This window comes from Mesorhizobium sp. IMUNJ 23232, assembly GCF_044326205.1.
Taxonomy (GTDB): domain Bacteria; phylum Pseudomonadota; class Alphaproteobacteria; order Rhizobiales; family Rhizobiaceae; genus Kumtagia.
Genome location: NZ_JBIRCY010000042.1, coordinates 1 through 19,805 on the forward strand (window position 1 = coordinate 1; position 19,805 = coordinate 19,805).

Annotated in this window: 20 protein-coding genes; 11 read left to right on the forward strand and 9 right to left on the reverse strand. The window is 63.2% G+C overall.

Annotated features, from left to right (window positions below; all coding sequences use genetic code 11):
• The 5 genes from polA to ACH196_RS25850 form a co-directional block, all read left to right on the forward strand.
• On the forward strand, positions 1-2,005 hold a 2,005-nt coding region (gene polA / locus ACH196_RS25830; RefSeq protein ID WP_396649798.1), incomplete at its 5' end, for a DNA polymerase I.
• Between the two features lies 1 nt (position 2,006).
• Entirely contained in the window at positions 2,007-2,621 is a 615-nt protein-coding gene (locus tag ACH196_RS25835) for a LysE family translocator (protein WP_396649799.1), read from the forward strand.
• A gap of 178 nt (positions 2,622-2,799) precedes the next feature.
• Positions 2,800-2,961 carry a cysteine rich repeat-containing protein gene (locus ACH196_RS25840; RefSeq protein ID WP_396649800.1) on the forward strand — a complete coding sequence of 54 codons (162 nt, stop codon included), beginning with the start codon at positions 2,800-2,802 and terminating at the stop codon, positions 2,959-2,961.
• Positions 2,962-2,997: 36 nt separating this feature from the next.
• Complete coding sequence (locus ACH196_RS25845; protein ID WP_396649801.1) at positions 2,998-3,249, forward strand: hypothetical protein; 252 nt, start codon at positions 2,998-3,000, stop codon at positions 3,247-3,249.
• A 188-nt stretch (positions 3,250-3,437) separates the two neighbouring features.
• Positions 3,438-3,668 carry a hypothetical protein gene (locus ACH196_RS25850; RefSeq protein ID WP_396649802.1) on the forward strand — a complete coding sequence of 77 codons (231 nt, stop codon included), beginning with the start codon at positions 3,438-3,440 and terminating at the stop codon, positions 3,666-3,668.
• On the opposite strand, the gene gcvA is transcribed toward ACH196_RS25850, so the two are convergent.
• Positions 3,665-4,627, reverse strand: a complete 963-nt coding sequence (gene gcvA / locus ACH196_RS25855) for a transcriptional regulator GcvA (protein ID WP_396649856.1) — start codon at positions 4,625-4,627, stop codon at positions 3,665-3,667. The genes ACH196_RS25850 and gcvA overlap by 4 nt on opposite strands.
• A gap of 250 nt (positions 4,628-4,877) precedes the next feature.
• On the opposite strand from gcvA, the gene gntF reads away from it, so the two are divergent.
• Positions 4,878-6,173: a guanitoxin biosynthesis pre-guanitoxin forming N-methyltransferase GntF gene (gntF, locus tag ACH196_RS25860; RefSeq protein WP_396649803.1), complete on the forward strand. Its 1,296-nt coding sequence runs from the start codon at positions 4,878-4,880 to the stop codon at positions 6,171-6,173.
• Between the two features lie 93 nt (positions 6,174-6,266).
• Here the strand turns inward: gntF and ACH196_RS25865 are convergent, their stop codons facing one another.
• The 8 genes from ACH196_RS25865 to ACH196_RS25900 all read right to left on the reverse strand — a co-directional run bounded on the left by ACH196_RS25865 (position 6,267) and on the right by ACH196_RS25900 (position 15,442).
• Positions 6,267-7,877: a glycoside hydrolase family 43 protein gene (locus tag ACH196_RS25865; RefSeq protein WP_396649804.1), complete on the reverse strand. Its 1,611-nt coding sequence runs from the start codon at positions 7,875-7,877 to the stop codon at positions 6,267-6,269.
• Between the two features lie 5 nt (positions 7,878-7,882).
• On the reverse strand, positions 7,883-8,929 hold the full coding sequence (mgrA, locus tag ACH196_RS25870) for an L-glyceraldehyde 3-phosphate reductase (RefSeq protein ID WP_396649805.1): 1,047 nt from the start codon (positions 8,927-8,929) through the stop codon (positions 7,883-7,885).
• Positions 8,930-9,262: 333 nt separating this feature from the next.
• A complete protein-coding gene (locus tag ACH196_RS25875; protein ID WP_396649806.1) occupies positions 9,263-10,405 on the reverse strand; it encodes a Gfo/Idh/MocA family protein in 1,143 nt (380 codons plus the stop codon).
• Positions 10,406-10,418: 13 nt separating this feature from the next.
• Positions 10,419-11,162, reverse strand: a complete 744-nt coding sequence (locus ACH196_RS25880) for a sugar phosphate isomerase/epimerase family protein (RefSeq protein WP_396649807.1) — start codon at positions 11,160-11,162, stop codon at positions 10,419-10,421.
• A 37-nt stretch (positions 11,163-11,199) separates the two neighbouring features.
• Complete coding sequence (locus ACH196_RS25885) at positions 11,200-12,285, reverse strand: ABC transporter ATP-binding protein (RefSeq protein ID WP_396649808.1); 1,086 nt, start codon at positions 12,283-12,285, stop codon at positions 11,200-11,202.
• A 4-nt stretch (positions 12,286-12,289) separates the two neighbouring features.
• Positions 12,290-13,231, reverse strand: a complete 942-nt coding sequence (locus tag ACH196_RS25890) for a carbohydrate ABC transporter permease (protein ID WP_396649809.1) — start codon at positions 13,229-13,231, stop codon at positions 12,290-12,292.
• A 1-nt stretch (position 13,232) separates the two neighbouring features.
• The gene (locus tag ACH196_RS25895; protein ID WP_396649810.1) at positions 13,233-14,135 is read right to left on the reverse strand and encodes a carbohydrate ABC transporter permease; all 903 of its coding nucleotides are present in this window, start codon (positions 14,133-14,135) and stop codon (positions 13,233-13,235) included.
• Between the two features lie 68 nt (positions 14,136-14,203).
• Positions 14,204-15,442, reverse strand: coding sequence for an ABC transporter substrate-binding protein (locus ACH196_RS25900; protein ID WP_396649811.1), 1,239 nt, complete (start codon positions 15,440-15,442; stop codon positions 14,204-14,206).
• Positions 15,443-15,836: 394 nt separating this feature from the next.
• Here ACH196_RS25900 and ACH196_RS25905 point away from each other — a divergent pair, with 394 nt between their 5' ends.
• From ACH196_RS25905 to ACH196_RS25925, 5 genes are all read left to right on the forward strand, one after another.
• A complete protein-coding gene (locus ACH196_RS25905; RefSeq protein ID WP_396649812.1) occupies positions 15,837-16,880 on the forward strand; it encodes a LacI family transcriptional regulator in 1,044 nt (347 codons plus the stop codon).
• Positions 16,881-17,061: 181 nt separating this feature from the next.
• On the forward strand, positions 17,062-17,547 hold the full coding sequence (locus ACH196_RS25910) for a hypothetical protein (RefSeq protein ID WP_396649813.1): 486 nt from the start codon (positions 17,062-17,064) through the stop codon (positions 17,545-17,547).
• Positions 17,544-18,776 carry a hypothetical protein gene (locus ACH196_RS25915; protein WP_396649814.1) on the forward strand — a complete coding sequence of 411 codons (1,233 nt, stop codon included), beginning with the start codon at positions 17,544-17,546 and terminating at the stop codon, positions 18,774-18,776. Before ACH196_RS25910 ends, ACH196_RS25915 begins: the two co-directional genes overlap by 4 nt.
• On the forward strand, positions 18,776-19,261 hold the full coding sequence (locus ACH196_RS25920; protein ID WP_396649815.1) for a hypothetical protein: 486 nt from the start codon (positions 18,776-18,778) through the stop codon (positions 19,259-19,261). Before ACH196_RS25915 ends, ACH196_RS25920 begins: the two co-directional genes overlap by 1 nt.
• The gene (locus tag ACH196_RS25925) at positions 19,258-19,704 is read left to right on the forward strand and encodes a hypothetical protein (RefSeq protein ID WP_396649816.1); all 447 of its coding nucleotides are present in this window, start codon (positions 19,258-19,260) and stop codon (positions 19,702-19,704) included. Before ACH196_RS25920 ends, ACH196_RS25925 begins: the two co-directional genes overlap by 4 nt.
• Positions 19,705-19,805 lie beyond the last annotated feature (101 nt).

Below are 19,805 nucleotides of genomic sequence, written 5' to 3' on the forward strand. Positions count from 1 at the left end.
GCCGGGCATCTCCCCTTCAAGGGGGGAGATTGGCCAGTCGCCGACCTCGAAGCTGCCGATCTCCCCCCTTGAGGGGGAGATGCCCGGCAGGGCAGAGGGGTGTGCGACACCAAAAACCCTCGCCGCTTTGCGCACCGAAGCGGCCGCGGCGCAAAAGATCGACACGACCGCCTATACCTGCATCCGCGACGCCGACATTTTGCGCGCCTGGGTGGCGGAGGCGCAGGCGGCGGGCGTCGTCGCGGTCGATACGGAATCGACCTCGCTCGACCCGATGCAGGCTGAGCTTGTCGGCTTCTCGCTGGCGATCCGGCCGGGTTATGCGGCCTACATACCGCTGATCCACAAGTCCGGCTCCGGCGACCTGCTCGGCGGCGGCATGGTGGAAGGCCAGATTCCCGTGCGCGAGGCGATGGCGATCATCAAGCCGCTGATGGAGGACCGCTCGGTCCTGAAAGTGCTGCAGAACGTCAAATACGATCTCGTCATCCTGCAGCGCTACGGCGTCGACATTGCGCCCTATGACGACACGATGCTGATGTCCTATGTGCTCGACGCCGGCGTCGCCAACCACAATATGGACGCGCTGGCGGAGCGGCTGCTCGGCCACAAGACGATCTCGTTCAAGGAGGTGACCGGCAGCGGCAAGGCGCAGGTGACCTTCGACTATGTGCCGCTCGACCGCGCCACGGCCTACGCCGCCGAGGACGCCGACGTTACGCTGCGCTTCTGGCTTGCGCTGAAGCCACGGCTTGTCGCCGAAGGCATGGTGTCGGTCTACGAGCGGCTGGAGCGGCCGCTGGTGCGGGTTCTGGCGCGCATGGAACAGCACGGCATCTCGATCGACCGGCAGATCCTGTCACGGCTCTCGGGCGAACTGGCGCAGCGCGCCGCGGCGATCGAGGACGAGATCTACCAGCTCGCCGGCGAGCGCTTCACCATCGGCTCGCCCAAACAGCTCGGCGACATCCTGTTCGGCCGCATGGGTTTTGCTGGCGGCTCGAAGACCAAGACCGGGCAATGGTCGACCTCCGCGCAGGTGCTGGAAGACCTCGCAGCCGAAGGCCACGAACTGCCGCGAAAGATCGTCGACTGGCGGCAATTGACCAAGCTGAAATCCACCTACACCGACGCCCTGCCCGGCTATGTGCATCCCGACACCAAGCGCGTCCACACGTCCTACGCGATGGCGGCAACCACGACTGGGCGGCTCTCATCGTCGGAACCCAATCTCCAGAACATCCCGATCCGCACCGCGGAGGGGCGAAAGATCCGCACCGCCTTCATCGCCGACAAGGGCAACAAGCTGATCTCGGCGGACTATTCGCAGATCGAGCTGCGCGTGCTTGCGCATGTCGCCGACATCCCGCAACTCAGGCAGGCGTTCGCCGACGGCATCGATATCCACGCGATGACGGCGTCGGAAATGTTCAACGTGCCGGTGGAAGGCATGCCGTCCGAAGTGCGGCGGCGCGCCAAGGCGATCAATTTCGGCATCATCTACGGCATCTCGGCCTTCGGCCTCGCCAACCAACTGTCGATCCCGCGCGAGGAGGCCGGAGACTATATACGCAAATATTTCGAGCGCTTCCCCGGCATCAAGGGCTATATGGATTCCACAAAGGCCTTCTGCCGCGACAAGGGTTATGTCGAGACGATTTTTGGGCGGAAGGCGCATTATCCCGAAATCCGGTCGCCGAACCCGTCGGTGCGCGCCTTCAACGAGCGGGCGTCGATCAACGCGCCGATCCAGGGCTCTGCGGCAGACATCATCCGCCGCGCCATGGTGCGCATGGACGACGCGCTGGAAAAGGCCGGGCTGTCGGCCCGTATGCTGCTGCAAGTGCATGACGAACTGATCTTCGAGACCGCCGACGAAGAGGTGGCCCGCACGCTGCCGGTGATCCAGCATGTGATGGAGCAAGCGGCGATGCCGGCCGTGTCGCTGGCCGTGCCGCTGAAGGTCGATGCGCGCGCGGCGGACAATTGGGACGAGGCGCATTGAGTTGCCGGTCGACCTGCCGACGCTGCTCTCCTTCACTCTCGCCTCTTTCCTGATCGAGCTGACGCCCGGTCCCAACATGACCTATCTGGCGTTGGTGGCGGCGAGCGACGGACGGCGCGCCGGCTTCGCTACTGTGGCCGGAGTGGCGCTCGGGCTCGGCATTGTCGGGCTGGTGGCGGCGTTCGGTGTGGCGGAGATCATCCAGGCCTCGACGCTGCTTTACGAGGGACTGCGCTGGGCGGGGGTGTTGTTCCTGCTGTATCTCGCCTGGGAAGGCTGGACCTCCGGCACAGACGTCGTAGCGGCCGGGCAGGACCATGGCCGCTATTTCCGGCGAGGGCTAACAACCAATCTGCTCAACCCCAAGGCGGCCGTCTTCTATGTCGCCGTGCTGCGGACTTTCATCGACGCGGCAAAACCGCTGCTGCCGCAGACCTTGACGCTGACAGCCGTCTATGTGGCCGTGGCGACGGCGGTGCATGCGGCGATCGTGCTTCTGGCCGGCACGCTGGAGCCGTTCCTCAACGATCTGCGCCGCGAACGCGTCGCCCGACGGGTACTCTCGGCACTGCTGGCGGCTGTCGCCATCTGGTTCGGTTGGTCGACCGCGCGGTAGAACGCCTCGAGTGGATAACCTACGGCTTCGAAGAAAAACAACGGTGGCGGGACAGAGACGCTTTAACTTGACTGGCCGTTGTTTTGGCAGTCAAGTAAAACGACTTTCTCGGGGTGGATCGATGCGCGCCGCAAAAATTGCCGCTATCGTTTTGTTTGCAATGGCCGCCGGCGATGTCATGGCCCAGACCGCCGCCGAACAGGCCGCCTGCAAGGCCGACTACCAGAAATTCTGCTCCGGCGTCATGCCCGGCGGCGGGCGCGTGCTGGAGTGCCTGGCCAAGCAGAAGGACAAGCTGTCGCCCGCCTGCCAAAAGGTCATCGAAACCCACCAGAAATAGGCTCAGCTCGATATCCGGCGGCTGCCGGCAAGGGGAATGAATATGGGACATCGCGTCTATCGCTGGCTCTGCGCCGCAGGCTTCGGGTTTGCCCTCATCGCAGCCGACATCAGCGGACTGCCGCTGGTCACCGAGGCACAGGCGGCGGTGGTGCGCACCACCACTTACGTCACGACGCTGCCCAAGGGTTGCGTGCGTACCAGGGTTGGAGGCGTCACCGTATGGCGCTGCGGCACGACCTACTATCAGTATTACAAGAAGCGTTACGTCGTCGTCATCATCAAGTGACGGCCGGTTGCCCGCTGCTGCTTCGCGCCTGATCGGCAGGACGGCCGTGCGGGTGGGGACTGGCGCAAGGCTGATGCGGCGGCCTCGGCGACGAAAAACATCGTTTTCCGTTAAAATTGCCATGGCCGCGTTCGCAGGAAAGTGACGGGACGGCTTTATGGTGCCGCGCATTGTCCGGAGGACCGATCATGATCCGCGCCGCTGCTATTTGCGCCCTGCTCGCCTGCCTGAGCCTGCCGGCCTTCGCCGAGGACGTGCCGGCGGTGTCCTGCGAAGGCCAGAACTGCATGCAGGACCAGGGCCGGGAGACGAAGGAATGCGAGGGTGAGGACTGCGCCCCGCCCGCCCCTGCGCAGGCAGAGATTGAATGTGTCGGACAGGACTGCGCGCCGATACAGGACCAGAACCAGTCCAACTAGGATGCCGGAACGGTTCGGATCGCGAGATAGCTCGACGGCGATATGGAAAGTTTGTGCGCCGAAAAAAGCGCGATGGTATCCTCCACCTCGCTGATCAGCCACTGCTGGAACGCCTGGGATCGGCGGGTTGCCGGCATGTCCCTGGCATGGACGAGGTAATAGCCCCACTCTTCCTTCTGCTCCAACGCGAACGGGCGGACGAGACGGCCGGCGACCAGGGCGTCGGTCACCAGCATGAAATCTCCCAGGGCAAAACCCTGCCCCGCCTCCGCGGCCTCGATCGCGAGATGGGCCTCGAACACGGTCACGTTCCAGTCCGTGATGCGTGCCAGACCGGCGCCGGCCAGCCAATCGATCCACCATTGCTTGTTGCGCTCCACAAGCAGCGGACACGACGCCATATCAAACGGCCGGCCGGGTTCGTAAGCGGCCAGGAAGCTCGGCGCGCAGACGGGGAAGCTCCATGAATCCGTGAGCTTGACGGCCTCGACACCCGCCCAGGCACCCGGCCCGTAGCGGATGCCGAAATCCGCTTCCCCGGCGGCGAAGTCGACCAGTTCGGTGCTTGGCACGATGGCAAGCTCGACATCCGGATACCGGTCCTTGAAGCGGCCGAGCCGCGGGACCAGCCAGCGAGAGGCAATGGCGGGCTCGACCGAAATCCTGAGGCCTTTCGACTGGCTGCCTTTCCCGACATCCTTCAGGGCGACCGCGATCCTGTCGAAGGGTTGCACCAACGCCTCGCCCAACCGCCTGCCTTCCGGCGTCAAGGCAACGCCGCGTGCGCCGCGCGTGAACAGATCGGTGCCGAGCCATTCCTCCAGCGCGCGGACATGCCGGCTCACGGACGCGTGCGTGACGGACAGCTCGTTCGCGGCGGCGGTGAGGCTTTGATGGCGTGCGGCCGCTTCGAACGCCTTGAGCGCATTGAGCGACGGAAGTCGGCGGCTCATCAACACCCGCCCCAACGTGAAGTCATGCTCAGCCTAACATAACGGCAATTGTTCCCCAGGCGAGGAAAATCTACCGTCCGGGAACGTCCCTCGCCGCTCACGCCCAGACCTTCTTCGTCCGCGAAGCCAATCGCGGAGGATTGCACGCGCTCGGGCCGAGCTATGCCGGTGAGCGCGCGCGAACAAACCGCACGGCGCGAGGGTGCGGAGGCGAACCGGCCGGATCTTCGGCCGGCGACAGGAGAGCGCGTCAGAATTGATCTTCCTCAGAATCCCGGCGGGCTACGCCCGGACCAAAAGCTGGCTGATTTCGGGCCTGGCGACCGTGGCCTCGACCTACGCCCTTGACGTGCTCGCCACGGTCGCCGGGGCGAGCCTGCTCGTGTCCGGCATGTTGGCCGGCGCGAATCGCATTCAGCTCATCGTCTTCCTCGCGCTGACCTATCTGGTCTGGGGTGCGGGATTGCGGGTCAATCTTGCGGCGAACTGGCGGCTGATACGCGAGACCGGCACGAGTTCCAGCATCCTGTCGAAGGCCGTGCACGACCTTGTGGCAGCAAGAAGCGACAGCCGGCTCGCCCGCAGGATCGCAGCCGATACGGGTTATGTCTGCTTCGAACTCGCCAAGGAGGCGCCTTATTATGTCGGAGCGTTCGGCGCGGCCATCCTGACCGAGACCATCTCGTCCAACGAAGCGATCATATTCCTGGGCGGCGCCAACCTCGGCGCGGCCGCCTATGAATACGGCCTGGCGCGGCTGGTGAGGACTTTTTTCCTGCAGGCGGACGAGCCTGCCTATGCCTCGTTCGACGCCGACTGGAGACCGGATGCATATCTCGAGGAGTATTATGATTGCATCGCGCAGGACGAACGGGAGACCATCGCGTTCTTCGTCGAGGCAATGGGCGGGTCGAAATCTTACGAACCGATCCTGTTCTTTGGGGTCGGTCCCGCCCTGCATCACGTCTTCCTGGCGGGCGAGGCCGCTTCGGAGATTCACCTCGGCGAGTATCTGGAAGCAAATCTCGACGAGATCCGCCGCTGGCTGCGCCAGGAGGATGGCGCGCATGACTGGCGGCCTTTCGTCAGATACACGCTGCAATGCGAAGGCATTGTGCGACCGACCGACGCCGATATCGACATGCGAGAATGGCTGGTCCGGCAAAAGACGCGCAAGCTGTTTCGCTGCGACCTTCGTCAGGCGAACCCGCTCGGCAGACATTTGCGCCGGCAATACGGCATGGTCGTAAGCGCCTACTGCGCGGATTCGGCTACGGGATCGAAAGACCAATGGTTCACCTTTATGCAGCGCATCATCGGACTCGTGCGGCCGGGCGGCACATTGATGACGGCAGCGCTCTGGAACTGTCATGGCTATCTGGTCGGCGGGCAGACCTTTCCCAGCCCGCGCATCGGGGAAGAAGACCTGCGCGCGGCGCTCAAATCGGCATTCGATGAGGGTGACATGACCATCAGGATGCATGAGCTCGGCGACACATCGACGAAAGGCTATCCGGGCATTCTGCTCGCCTGTGCAAGATGCAGGAAGTGAAACCGAGCATGAGACGGGCATCCAAAGCCGGCTAAAGAGATGCACAGCCGCTTTGCGACGGCTGCCATGGCCTGCCGTTTCCGGTCTCGATATTCAGGCCGGCAAATAGTGGAAATAATCGAAATCAGCCGGCATCCCGGCGCCGCTGGTGTCGAAGGCCATCATGCCGACGAAGGCGCCGGTGAAGGAGCCGTGCTCGCCGCGCCCGGCCTCGTCGGAAACGATGCTGGCGTCGAGTTCCGGCGCAAGCGTCTTCCAGCCATCGCCGGCATCGTAGGAAAAGACCAGCCGCGCATGATCGACGTCGGCGGCGAGGCGCACCGGCGTCCCGCCCGGAAGCGGGATCGGCTCGGCGAGCGAAAAAGTCAGCCGACCGTCTGGCCAGTCGCCAAGACAGCTCATGACCATCAGCACCCTGCCCTGCTTCGGGACGTGCGTCACGGCGAGGAAGTGGAACTTGTGTCGATTGTAGTAGAGCACCAAGCCCGCCGCTTGCTGAAAGGTTGTCGGCTGGAACTCGACCGACGTTTCGGCGCGGAAGGCAAAATGCTCGTGACGGCGAGCGACCAGCGCCTGCTCGAAAAAACTGCCGATCGATTCGCGGGCGAACAGCCTGAGATGTCCGGGACGCTCGGTGAGCGAAAAGATGCGCTCCGGATAGGGTGTGCGCAACCACTGGAACTCGATCGGCAGGTTTGTTTCATCGAAGTCGCGGCGGGGCGGCGACGGCTCGGGCGCGGACAGAGCGACGCCGGCCGGCGCCGGCACCTCGACCTCCGGCACTTGGCCGCCCTGTTCCAGCCGCAGCCAGCCGTCATCGCCCCAGACGCATTTCTGGATCGCCGTCTCGCGGCCCAGCGGCGAGCGGCGCAGCCCGGCAAGCGGCCGCGAGGTAAGATGCGTGTGAAAAACTTCGCCGTCGGGCGTCTCGACGATCTGGCCGTGACCGGCGCGCTGCAGTGCCGCCTGCGAGGCATCCTTGGAGGTGATCAGATGCGTGTCGGGATGCAACTCGTAAGGGCCGTGCAACGACCGCGACCGCGCCATGGTGACGGCATGATCGTAGCCGGTGCCGCCCTCGGCGGTCGTCAGATAATACCAACCGTTGCGCTTAAAGAGATGCGGCCCCTCGACCAGCCCGTGCGGGCTGCCGAGAAAAATGTTCTCGACCGGGCCAACCAGTTTTCCCGCCTTGGCGTCATATTCCTGGCTCAGGATGCCGGCGAAGGACGGATGTTTCGGCTGCCCGCCGACGCCGTGCGAGACGTGGTTCCACACCATGTTGAGGAACCATTTTTTTCCGTCGTCGTCATGGAACAGCGACGGATCGAAGCCGCTCGAATTGACGTAGACCGGATCGGACCACGGCCCTTCGATCGCGGGCGCAGTGACTATGTAGTTGTGCGTGTCCTTAAAATTGCCGTCGAGCCGCTTGACGTCGGTGTAGACCAGCCAGAACAAACCGTCGGCGTAGGACAGGCACGGCGCCCAGATGCCGCCGGAATCCGGATTGCCGCGCATGTCGAGCTGGCTGGCGCGCTCCAGCGGCCGCTTCACCAGCCGCCAGTTCACGAGATCGGTCGAGTGATGGATCTGGACGCCGGGATACCACTCGAAGGTGGAGGTTGCGATGTAATAGTCCGATCCGACCCGGCAGATCGACGGATCGGGATTGAAGCCGGGCAGTATCGGATTTTTAATCATCAAGCTTACTTCCTCGCCGGCCCTTTTCGCTCCGCCGACGTGGCCCACAGGTTGATGTCGGCGTCCCTGGCGTAGCTGTCGATCTCGGCAAGTTCCGCGTCGGTGAAATCGAGATTGTTCAGCGCGCCGACGCAATCCTCGACCTGCTCGGGCCGGCTGGCACCGATCAGCGCCGTGGTCACCCGGCCGCCGCGTAGCACCCAGGCCAGCGCCATATGCGCCAGCGTCTGGCCGCGCTTCTCGGCGATGCCGTTCAGCGCGCGGATGTTGGTTACCGTCTGCTCGTTGATGAAGGACGGGCGAAGCGACTTGCCCTGGCTGGCGCGGCTGCCCTCCGGGATGCCGTCCAGATATTTGGTCGTCAGCATGCCTTGCGCCAGCGGCGAGAAGACGATGGAGCCGACGCCCAGCCCGTCGAGCGTATCAAGCAGGCCGTCTTCCTCGACCCAGCGATTGATCATCGAATAGCTGGGCTGGTGGATGAGCAGCGGCGTGCCGAGTTCGCGCAGGATGCTTGCCGCCTCGCGGGTGCGCTGCGAATTATAGGACGAGATGCCGGCGTAGAGGGCCTTGCCGGAGCGGACGGCATGGTCCAGCGCCATCATCGTCTCTTCCAGCGGCGTCTCCGGGTCGAAGCGGTGCGAGTAAAAAATGTCGACATAGTCGAGGCCCATGCGCTTCAGGCTCTGGTCGAGGCTGGCCAGCACGTATTTGCGGCTGCCCCACTCGCCATACGGCCCCGGCCACATGTCGTAGCCGGCCTTGGTCGAGATGATCATCTGGTCGCGCAGGCCGGAAAAGTCGCTGCGCAGTATCTCGCCGAAGGCGACCTCGGCGGAACCGGGAGGCGGGCCGTAATTGTTGGCGAGGTCGAAATGCGTGATGCCGAGGTCGAAGGCCTTGTGGCAGATGGCGCGCTTGGTCTTCATCGGCGTATCGTCGCCGAAATTGTGCCAGAGGCCGAGCGAGATCGCCGGCAGTTTTAGGCCGGATTTTCCGCAGCGGTTGTAGCGCATGGATTTGTAACGGTCGGCGGCGGGGGAATAAGCCATGGAGAATCCTCAACAGTCAGAATTATCGGTGCGTCCTTCGAGGCTCGCCCGCCAAGGTTTGCAGCCAGCTTTCTCCCGATGGTGCGGGCTCGCACCTCAGGATGAGGACCGATGGCGCCGACCACCGGTCGGCAAGGCCGGTTCCGACCGCCTGGCCGAATAAACTCAAGCTCGACGTCTCAAATCGAGCGAGTTTCACCGACGGTCCTCATCCTGAGGTGCGAGCCCGCACGATCGTCGAAAGTGTCCGCTAACCTGTGCAGGCGAGCCTCGAAGGACGCACCTTATTAGCCGATCGCGACGCGTTGAATAACCCGTCGCGATCGGCCAAAACTATTTCTTCTTCGCCATCAGCGCCTTTGCGTCCTTCGGCCCGAGCGCTTCCGGCCGTTCGCAGGTCGTCGTCATCTCGACGAATTTTCCGATCTCGCCGGCCTTCAGGATGCCGGTCATCACCTCGACCGCATGCAGCGCCAGTTCCATCGAGCAGCGGTGCGGGCGGCCCTCTTCGATTGCCACCGCCATGTCGGCCAGGCCGATGGTCCGGTAGTTGGCCATCATGCCCATCGAATGCTTCTGATTGGGCACGCCGAGCGGATGCTCCCATTTCGGCATCTTCTTCACAGCCGACGACTGTTTTGTATAGGTGACGTTGCCGCCGAAGAAGTTGGGATCGGGCACGTGGATCGTGCCTTCCTCGCCATAAAGCTCCATCGGCTGGTGACTGTGATTCCACACATCCCAACTGGCGTTCAGCGTGATCACCGCGCCGCTTGCGAATTCCAGCAGCGCGTGGATCGTGGTCGGCGTCTCCACCTTTACCTTCTCGCCGAAACGCGGTTTCGAAGTGATGGTGCGCTCGGGCGCCGGCGTCGAAGAGATGGCGGCGACACGCTTCACCGGGCCGATCAACTGGATCAGGTTGGTGACGTAATACGGCCCGACATCCAGCACCGGGCCCGCGCCCGGCTGGAAGAAGAAGTCGGGGTTGGGATGCCAGTGCTCCATGCCGTGGCTCATCACGTAAGCGGTGCCGCTGGTGATTTTTCCGACCTTGCCGGTGTCGATGATGTTGCGGACAAGCTGGTGCGAACCGCCGAGGAACGTGTCCGGCGCCGAGCCGATGCGCAAATTCTTCTTGGCGGCGCGGGCCTTCAGGTCCTGCCCTTCCTTCAGCGTCAGCACGAAGGGCTTTTCCGAATAGACATGCTTGCCGGCGTCGAGGATCTCGCTCGACACCGCGTGGTGCACGGCGGGGATCGTCAGGTTGACGATGATGTCGATGTCGTCGGCCTTGAGCAGGTTCTCGACCGTCTCGGCGCGAACGTCGAACTCCTTTGCGCGCGCATTCGCGGCGTCCATGTTGATGTCGGCGCAGGCCTTCATCTTGATGCCGCGGAAGAGCGGCGCGAGCGAGAAATAGGCGGCGGAGATGTTCCCGCAGCCGATCACCCCTACTCCCAGTCTCTTTGCCATTTCCAAAGTTCCCTCAATATGCCTTCGCCGAGGCGATCGACCTGCTGGCGAAGCGCCGGAAATCGCTCGGATTGTCGTGTTCCATCACATAAAACTTCGCCGGCGTCTTGGCCTTCAGCGTCGAGACAAGTCCCTTCCAGTCGACCGTTCCATGCCCGACATCGGCCCAGCCGTCCTCATTGGCGTTCTGGCTAGCGGGTGCGATGTCCTTGACGTGGACGGCAACGATCCGGTCGGCATAGTCGGCGATCCACTTCTGCGGGTCGGCGCCACCGCGGATTACCCAGGCAACGTCCATCTCCCAGCCGATGCCGGGCGCGGCCTCCAGGATGTGGGTCATGGGCAGCGAGCCGTCGGCCAGCGGCTGGAATTCGAAGTCGTGATTGTGCCAGGCGAAGGCTATGCCGTCGTTCTGGAACGGCTTTCCAGCCGCGGCCAGCCGCTCGCCGAAGGCGCGCCAGCCGGCGGCATCGTTCGGGCGCCGGTCGGCCGCGATGTGCGGGCAGGCGACGAGCTGCATATCGAGATTGCGCGCCACACGGAAGGAAAAGCCATAATCCTCAAGCTGGTCGAGCGAAAAATGCCCGCTCGGCATGGCGAGGCCGACCTTGTCGAGTTCGCTGCGCAAGCCGAGTGAGTTCTCGTAGAGGCCGCCAAAGCCCTCGACATTCTTGTAGCCGAGGTCGGCCAGCGCTTTGAGTACGTCCGGCCAAGGCTGAAAATTGCGGGCGCTGTAGAGTTGGAAAGACCAAGTCATAGATGTTTTCCCATGATGTAGAGACAATTCCGGAGGGTCAGAGCCGCACTCCGCTCACCTGGTCGAAGATCGAGGCGCGCAGCGGGTCGAAGCCGATGGTCACCTGGTCGCCGGTCGCGGGCGCTCGCTCGGAGGTGACCCGCACCGTGAAATTCTGGCCGCCGAGCCGCGTCCACACCAGCGTGTCCGAACCCATCGGCTCGACCACCTCGACCGTGGCCTTGGCGCTGAAGGGCCAGTCGGCGCCGGAATTCATCCCCACATGCTCCGGCCGCATGCCGAACACCGCGGGTCGCGGCTCGAAGCCGCCGGGTTCGAAGGCATAGGTGGCGAGCGGGATGGCGATGCCATCAGCGGCGAACCACGGCTTGCCGTCACGGGCTTCCAGCCGGCCGTCAACGAAATTCATGCCCGGCGAGCCGATGAAGCCGGCGACGAACCGGTTCACCGGCTTGGTGTAGATCGCCTGCGGCCGGTCAAGCTGCTGGATCAGGCCGTTTCGCATTACCGCGATGCGGTCGGCCAGCGTCATAGCCTCGATCTGGTCGTGGGTGACGTAGATCATCGTATTGCCGAGCGTCTGGTGCAGCCGCTTGATCTCGACCCGCAGTTCCGAGCGCAATTTTGCGTCCAGGTTCGACAACGGCTCATCGAACAGGAACACATCGACGTCGCGCACCAGGGCACGGCCGATGGCGACGCGCTGGCGCTGGCCGCCGGACAGCGCCGAGGGCCTGCGCTGCAAAAGCGGTTCGATCTGCAGGATGGAGGCGGCGCGCGCGATGCGCTTGGCGATCTCGTCCTTCGGCAGGCCGGCATTCTTCAGGCCGAAGGAGAGGTTCCCCTCGACCGACATCTGCGGATAGAGCGCATAGGACTGGAACACCATGCCGATGCCGCGGTCCTTCGGTTCCTCCCAGGTGACGTTCTTGCCATTGATGAAGATCTGCCCGGCCGACACGTCGAGCAGGCCGGCGATGCAATTGAGCAGCGTGGATTTTCCGCAGCCGGACGGCCCGAGCAGCACGATGAACTCGCCCTCGGCCACGTCGAGATTGAGCGCCTTCAGCACCTCGACAGCGCCGAAGTTGAGCGTAACGTCCTTGACTAGAACACTCGTCATCGCCTCAGCCTTTCACCGCGCCGGCGGCGATGCCGCGCACGAACAGTTTTCCAGAGACGAAATAGACGATCAGCGGCACCAGGCCGGTGATGAGTGTCGCTGCCATATTGACGTTGTACTCCTTCACGCCCTGGACCGAGTTGACGATGTTGTTGAGCTGGACGGTCATCGGATAGGTGTCCGGCTTGGTGTAGACCACGCCGAACAGAAAATCGTTCCAGATGCCGGTGACCTGAAGGATCATGGCCACCACGAAGATCGGCAGCGACATCGGCATCATGATCTTTAAGTAGATGCCCCAGAAACCGGCGCCGTCGACGCGGGCAGCCTTGAACAGCTCCTCCGGCAGCGAGGCGAAATAGTTGCGGAAGAGCAGCGTCAGGATCGGCATGCCGAAGATCGAATGGACGATGACCAGGCCGCTGAGCGAGCCGTAGAGACCGATCTCGCGCAGCACGATGACGATCGGATAGATCATCACCTGATAGGGGATGAAGGCACCGACGATAAGGATGGTGAAGAAGATGTCGGCGCCCTTGAAGCGCCAATTCGCCAGCGCGTATCCGTTCACCGAGGCGATGGCGATCGACACGATCACCGACGGCACGGTGATGCGCACCGAATTCCAGAAGCCCCTGCTGAGGCCGTCGCAGTTCAAACCGGTGCAAGCCGTCGCCCAGGCTTTGACCCAGGGCTCGAAGGTGACCTCGAGCGGCGGCGCGAAGACATTGCCGACACGGATTTCCGGCATGCCCTTCAGCGAGGTGACGATCATCACATAGAGCGGCAGCAGATAGTAAAGCGCCACGACGGTCAGCGTGCCGTAGATGATGATGTTGCGCCGGGAAAAAGTGACGCGCGGGCGAGGACCGTGCGGGCCGCTGAGGCTGCCGGCGACGGCATCCGCTCCGGCGACGGCCGCGGCAAGCGTGGCGGGGTTCGACATGTTACCGCCTCCGTCCGAATTCGAGATAGGCCCACGGTACGATGATGATGCCGACCGTCACCAGCATCATGGTCGAGGCGGCAAAACCCTGGCCGAGATTCTGCGCGGCGAACATGTAGTCGTAGACATATTTCGCCGGCACCTCGGAGGCGTGGCCGGGACCGCCGCTGGTCTGCGCGACAACAAGGTCGTAGAGGCGCACAATGCCGGAGGCGATGATGACCAGCGTGGTGATGAAGACCGGCCGCATCATCGGGATGACGATGAACAGGTAGGTCTTCCACATCGGAATGCCGTCGACGCGCGCGGCCTTCCAGATGTCCTCGTCGATGCCGCGCAGGCCGGCCAGCATCAGGCACATGACGAGGCCCGTGCCCTGCCACAGCCCGGCGATCAGGATGCCGTAGATGACGATGTCCTGATCGTAGAGCGGATTGAAGACGAAGCTTTCCCAGCCGAGGCTGCGCACGATGTGCTGCACACCAAAGTCGGGATTGAGAATCCACTGCCAGATCAGGCCGGTGACGATGAAGGACAGCGCGAAGGGGTAAAGGAAGATCGTCCGGAAGGCGTTTTCGAAGCGGATCTTCTGGTCGAGCAGCGCCGCGAGCAGGAATCCGATCGTCAGCGAGAAGACCAGCGAAAGCACACCATAAGTGATGAGGTTCTCGATCGAAGTCAGCCAGCGCGGCGTCGACCACAGCCGCTCATACTGGTCGAGCCCGACAAAATTGAGCCGCGGCAGCAGCTTGGAATTGGTGAAGGAGTAGAGGACGGTCCAGAGTGTGCCGCCGACAAAAATGACCAGCGCGGTCAGGATCATCGGTATCGACGCGATCTTGGCGTTGAGATTCCTGAACAACTGACTGGGACGGCGCGCGACCGCGCTCTCGCTTATGCTCATCTCGTGCTCCGGCTGCGCGAAGGCGGACCGGCCCGCGTCACGGACCGGTCCGCCGGATTCGGTTTCGACTAGTCGGCAGCCTCGATGATGGCGACGTAACGCTTCTGCGCTTCCTCGGGCGTCAGCGACGGCGTCTTGAAGAACTCGACGAACAGGTCGTTGAGCTGGTTGTTGGTGTCCTCGGTGTTCAACTGGTTGACAGCGGGGATGACGTTGCCCTTGGCCAGGATGTCGAGGCCCTTCTTCATGCAGTCGTTGGCGGCGGCGAGATCGACGTCGCCGCGCACCGGCACGGAGCCCTTCTTCAGGTTGAAGGCAACCTGCACCTGCGGGTTGAGCATGGTCGACGCGAGCACTTCCTGCGCCTTGCTCTTCTCCTCATCGTCGAGCTTCGGGAAGTAGAATGCGTCGCCGTCGGTCGAGATCAGCTCGTTGACGCCGAGGCCCGGTAGACAAGTATAGTCCTTGCCGGCGACCTGGCCGGCGACCTGGAACTCGCCCTGCGCCCAGTCGCCCATGATCTGGCCGCCGGCCTGGCCGGTGATGACGAGATTGGTCGCCTGGTTCCAGTCCTGGATGTTCGACTTCGCGGCCATCTTGCGGGCGTCGTCGGCGGCCTTGAACACCTTGGCGATCTCCGGCCCGGCCGCAACCGTCGCATCTTTGTCCTGGTAGACCTTCAGGAAGACTTCCTTGCCGGCGATGGCCGGGATCAGCACGTTGAAGGCGCCGGAGTTCTGCCAGGGCTGGCCGCCGACGGCGAGCGGGATGATTCCGACCTTTTCGAGCGCCGGCGCGGCGGCGACGAACTCGTCCCAGTTTTTCGGAACGGGAACCCCGGCCTTCTCGAAAGCCGCATTGGAAAGCCACAGCCACTGCCAGGAGTGGATGTTGATCGGCGCGCAATAGATCTTGCCATCGAGCGTGCAGCCGTCGAGCAGGCTCTTGGGGCGGACGATCTCAGCCCATTTCTCCTTGGTGGCGAGATCGGTGAGGTCGCGCATCAGGCCCGCCTCGACGAGTTCCTCCGCCTGGCGGCCATGGTTGAACTGAGTAGCGGCCATCGGGTCGCCGCCGGTGATGCGGCTCACCATGACCGGACGCGCGGTGTTGCCGCCCCCGGCGATGGCGCCGTCGACCCATTTGTTGCCGGTGGCGTCGAACGCCTTGGCGAATTCGGCGACCGCGGCCGCCTCGCCGCCCGAAGTCCACCAGTGGGTGACTTCGAGATCGGTGGCCGAGGCCGGGGCAATTGCGAAAAGTGCGGCGCCGGCCGTCAGCGCGGCTCGGTAAAGTCCATAACGCATCGGCATTCCTCCCTGAACTGAAACGTTACAGTTTTTCAATATGGGATTTATCCGGACGGCGCAACCCATGACAGCCGCGCCAGTGCATTTTTTTCGATCTTCGAATTATTTCGTGTCCTGAGGGGTGGTGGTGCATCGCCGCATTTACGTGCTGCACCGCACTATCATAGCTTTTTTCCGCCTCTTCGGAGCGAGGGAGGACCCCGCACGGCATTCGCTTGTGTCCTCGCGACCGATCGGCGCCGGCAGCTAAACCCCTGGTATCTCGTCGCCATTTGTATGAGTGTTGAAAACTGTAACGTTTCAGTTTATCGAACGCCGTCGGTTGCCGGAGAGGCTTCCGGCGGAGTGCGCGGCAATTGTCGTTTGGCCGCCGGGCTGATAGGCGGGCTCGATGGACGGGGATGACAGGCAGAGGCGAGCGGAGGAACGGGCGGGCGAGGCTTCTCGCCCGACGCTGAAGACCATCGCCTTCATGACCGGGCTGGGTGTCACCACCGTGTCGCGCGCCCTGAAGGACGCGCCCGACATCGGCGAGGAGACCAAGAAGCGCGTGCGCCTGGTCGCGCGGCAGGTCGGCTACCGGCCGAACCGCGCCGGCGTTCGCCTGCGCACCGGCAAGACCAATGTCATCAGCCTGGTGCTGGACACCGACCAGCAGATCATGAGCTTCGTCTCGGACATCATCTACGGCATTTCCGAAGTGATCGCCGACACGCCCTACCACCTGATCGTCACGCCCTATTCACGCAGCAACGATTCGCTGGAGCCGGTACGCTACGTGGTGGAGACCGGATCCGCCGACGGGCTCATCATCTCGCGCACCGAACCCAACGACGCGCGCGCCCGCTACCTGCTCGAACACGGCATGCCGTTCGCAACGCATGGCCGCACCGACATGGGGCTGGTGCACCCGTATCACGATTTCGACAACCACGCCTTCGCGGCGATCGCCGTGCGCCGGCTGGCCGCCAACGGCCGCCGCAGGCTGGCCCTGCTGGCGCCACCGCTTGGCCTGACGTATCACCGCCACGCCGTGAACGGCTTCGTCGATGCCGTCAACGAGGTCGGGGCCACGGAAGTGCCGTTCAACACCGTGTCTATCGACAACACCTTGGATCAGATCAGGACCCGGACCGCCCAGATCATGCGGCGCAGCGACCGGCCTGACGGGTTCGTGAGCAGCGCCGCGGCCGCGACGCTGGCAATCGTCGCCGGCATCGAGGACGCCGGCCTGACGCTCGGCCGCGACGTCGACGTCGTGTCGAAGCAGTCATCCGACCTGCTGCACCTGTTCCGGCCGCAACTGCTGGTGGTCAATGAGAATTTCCGCCTGGCCGGCGCGGAACTCGCCCGCTCCGTCCTCGGCTGGATCGGCGGCGCCGCCCCGGGATCGCTGCAGACGCTGGCGGTGCCGACGACGGTGGAGGCGCGGTAGCGGCCGCACGCGTCATTCCGCGCCCCGTCACGACCAACGTGGCGGCCGTGTCCGGTATACTGAAAGCGCGACACTCCAGAAGATCGCGGGTCCCCGCAAGCTCCTGTCGAAATGACTTCTCTATTGCGTCGCCAGCCACTCGGTGAAATACTTCTGTACAGAAATAAAAGGGAGCAATCCTATGGATTTCGTCGAGATACCCAGAATTACCACCGACCTGACGCTTCAGGATGCGCTGCAAGCCATGACCAGAGGCGGTCGCTCGGCGCTTCTGGTCGATTTCGCGGGTAGCGCGAAGGTTATCGATGCCGATACATTGGTAGAGGCGATCAGGGGTGGGCAAAACAAGACTATCAGCGAAGTTTCTCCGTCCTACGAAACTGTCAGACTCGAAGGTGATGATGGGTCCGGCGCGGCAATCGCCACGGTGCGCGACTTCACCGAAGCCGAAAAAGTCCTGGCCGATGCGCATGCTGCCTTCGCCGTCCTGACGATCTCCCACTATGGCGAAACCGCCCTGATCCTGACCGATGCCGAATCGCGAGCCGGGCCACTTCGCGCCGGGGCAAGCGTGCACGTATGCAGGAAGAACAAGACCCACGCCTGGTACACATACCAGCTTAGAAAGGGCCGATGCCCGACCGATAACAGCCAAGTCGACCCGTGACGTCGATGTTCAATTCCATACTCACAACGGTCCAAGGCTACTTTTCGCGTTCGTTCTGGTTCGCGAGTTTCCTCCCTGTCGCCCTGGTCGCCGCGGTGCATCTCATCGTCACGTCGCTCGCCTACCCCGGGCGCTTCGCGATCAAGGATTGGGTAACGGAAAGCCTCAGCCAGACTGCGTCGCTGACCATGGTGGCGTTCTTCGGCTTGATCGTGTTCGCCTACACGGTTTCGCCCTTCACACAGATGGTGCGCGACCTGCTCGATGGAAGCGCGCTTCCAGACTGGCTGCACGATCTGCTCAGGATGGATCGGGAGACCGAATGGCGGGCATATGCCGGCAAGCTGGAGAGCATAAAGTTGATGCGCAACAGCTTCGAGCAGATGGAGAATGAGAAGATCGATGCGATCCACACGGCCGCAGACTCAGGAAACGCCCTCGCCCCTCCGTCCGCGGGGCGGAAGGATCTGATTGACGACGCCGTATCGAAGCTGAACGCGCTGTCGGGGCTCTGGCCGAACGTCGACAAGGCCCAAACTGCCATCGACTCCATGATCGAGGCTCTCAAGAAGAACGCCACCGACTTGCCCGACGGCCACGCGGAGAAGGCGAACAGCGTTGCGCTGGAGAAAGCAAAGGCCGAATTGATCTTCAAGATCCAGGCTGTCCGGCTGGAAGCGGAGTATCGGTTCCGGCGCTTGACCTCGCGCGGCCACCGCATCGACCTGCTGCCTACCAGCGTGGGCGATGCAAGACGCAACGTCGAGCGCTACAGCGAGGATGTCTACGGCGTGGACTTCGACTACCTTTGGACGCGCATCCAGCTGGTAATGCCCGAGAGGGAAGGTGCGTTCATGCAAGGTCTCGGCGACGCCCAGTCTCAGGTGAACTTTGCCGCTTTGACCTTCGTCCTGGCTCTGAGCATTCCGCTTGTCTGGCTGCCGCTGCTCGCCCTGGAGGGCAACGCGCCGTGGCTGTTCCTCGCGATCGGACTCCTGTCGCCGCCGGTGCTGTACTTCCTGTACAATCTGGTCGTCCAAAGTCAGCTTGTGTTCGGCGAGATGGTCAGGGCGGCAATCGACATGTATCACATAGACGCGCTCACGAAAGTCATGCGCCAGCCGAAGCCGGCAACACTTCAGGCCGAGCGGGCGCTCTGGGAGGGCCTCAAGCTGGCGAGCCAACCGCTGAATACCGCCAGCGTCTACTACGAGCACCCCAAAGCCTAATGATACGGCTGCTCGCCCTCGGACTCTATTTGGCCGCTGTCATTATCGGCGCGGTCTGCGTCGCCGCATCGCTCCCCCGCACTGAACTGGAGGCGATACGCGACATCAAGTACGGTGAAGCGCTCAAGGCCGGCGATCTGGTGCTGCCGGTGGATGACAACGCCCTGGCATATCTGCCGAAAGCCGTCGTCAAGGGTGAAGAAGTCAAGGATTCGGATGTCATCAAGCTCACCGGCAAGGAATTGGAAGCCGGCAAATCGCCCGTGTCACTCGTTATCGACAGACGGCAGGTCGGCGGGGAGACGATCGCCGTCGGCGAGTCCCGTGCCATCTGCGACGGCAAGACGGTTGTCGTTGCGTCGGTGAGAATACTGGGCTCATTCTGCCCGGCCGCCGGGGACAACTGCCTGGTCGTGGTCGAACTGGCGGAGGCCGACGCCGGAAAGGTTAAGCCCAAGGTGGGCCTGATGAGGCAATGCAAATGAACTGGGTCGTACTGCACGAGTTCAAGAAAGACGACGTAGAGCTCGATGCACCCTGGCTGTGCGCGCTGGATTCGGTGGCCGATGCCACGCATCTCAAGTTCGAGGCGACAGGCGAATGGAAGACTCTGGACAGCGTCTTGCCCGCCTGCAAGCCCGACGGCCTAGCCGGTGCGACGGTACCCGCTACTTCACTGATCCTGGCGACGTGCCGCCCCGGCGCATTGATCGGCAAGTTCGGCGGCAGTTCGGCGGCGCATAAGGAACTCGCGTCGCCGCCAGCCGAGTTGGTGGAGAACGAGCCGTTTCCGATCGGGTCGCTCTGCGTTGTCAAGTTGCCCGCAGCGATGCTCGGTCCAGTTTTCATCGGGTTCAACACCACTTCACGGCCGCTCTCCGTCAAGACTATTTCCGTGAAGATTTCCGGCGGGCGCGCCGGTTCATGACAGCCGCGATACACGTCGTGGCCGTCAAGCTTATCGACGCCAAACCGACTCTCGACGGCAAAAAAGTGTTACCGGGCGCGAGCCTGCTCGCTCCCTGCTAG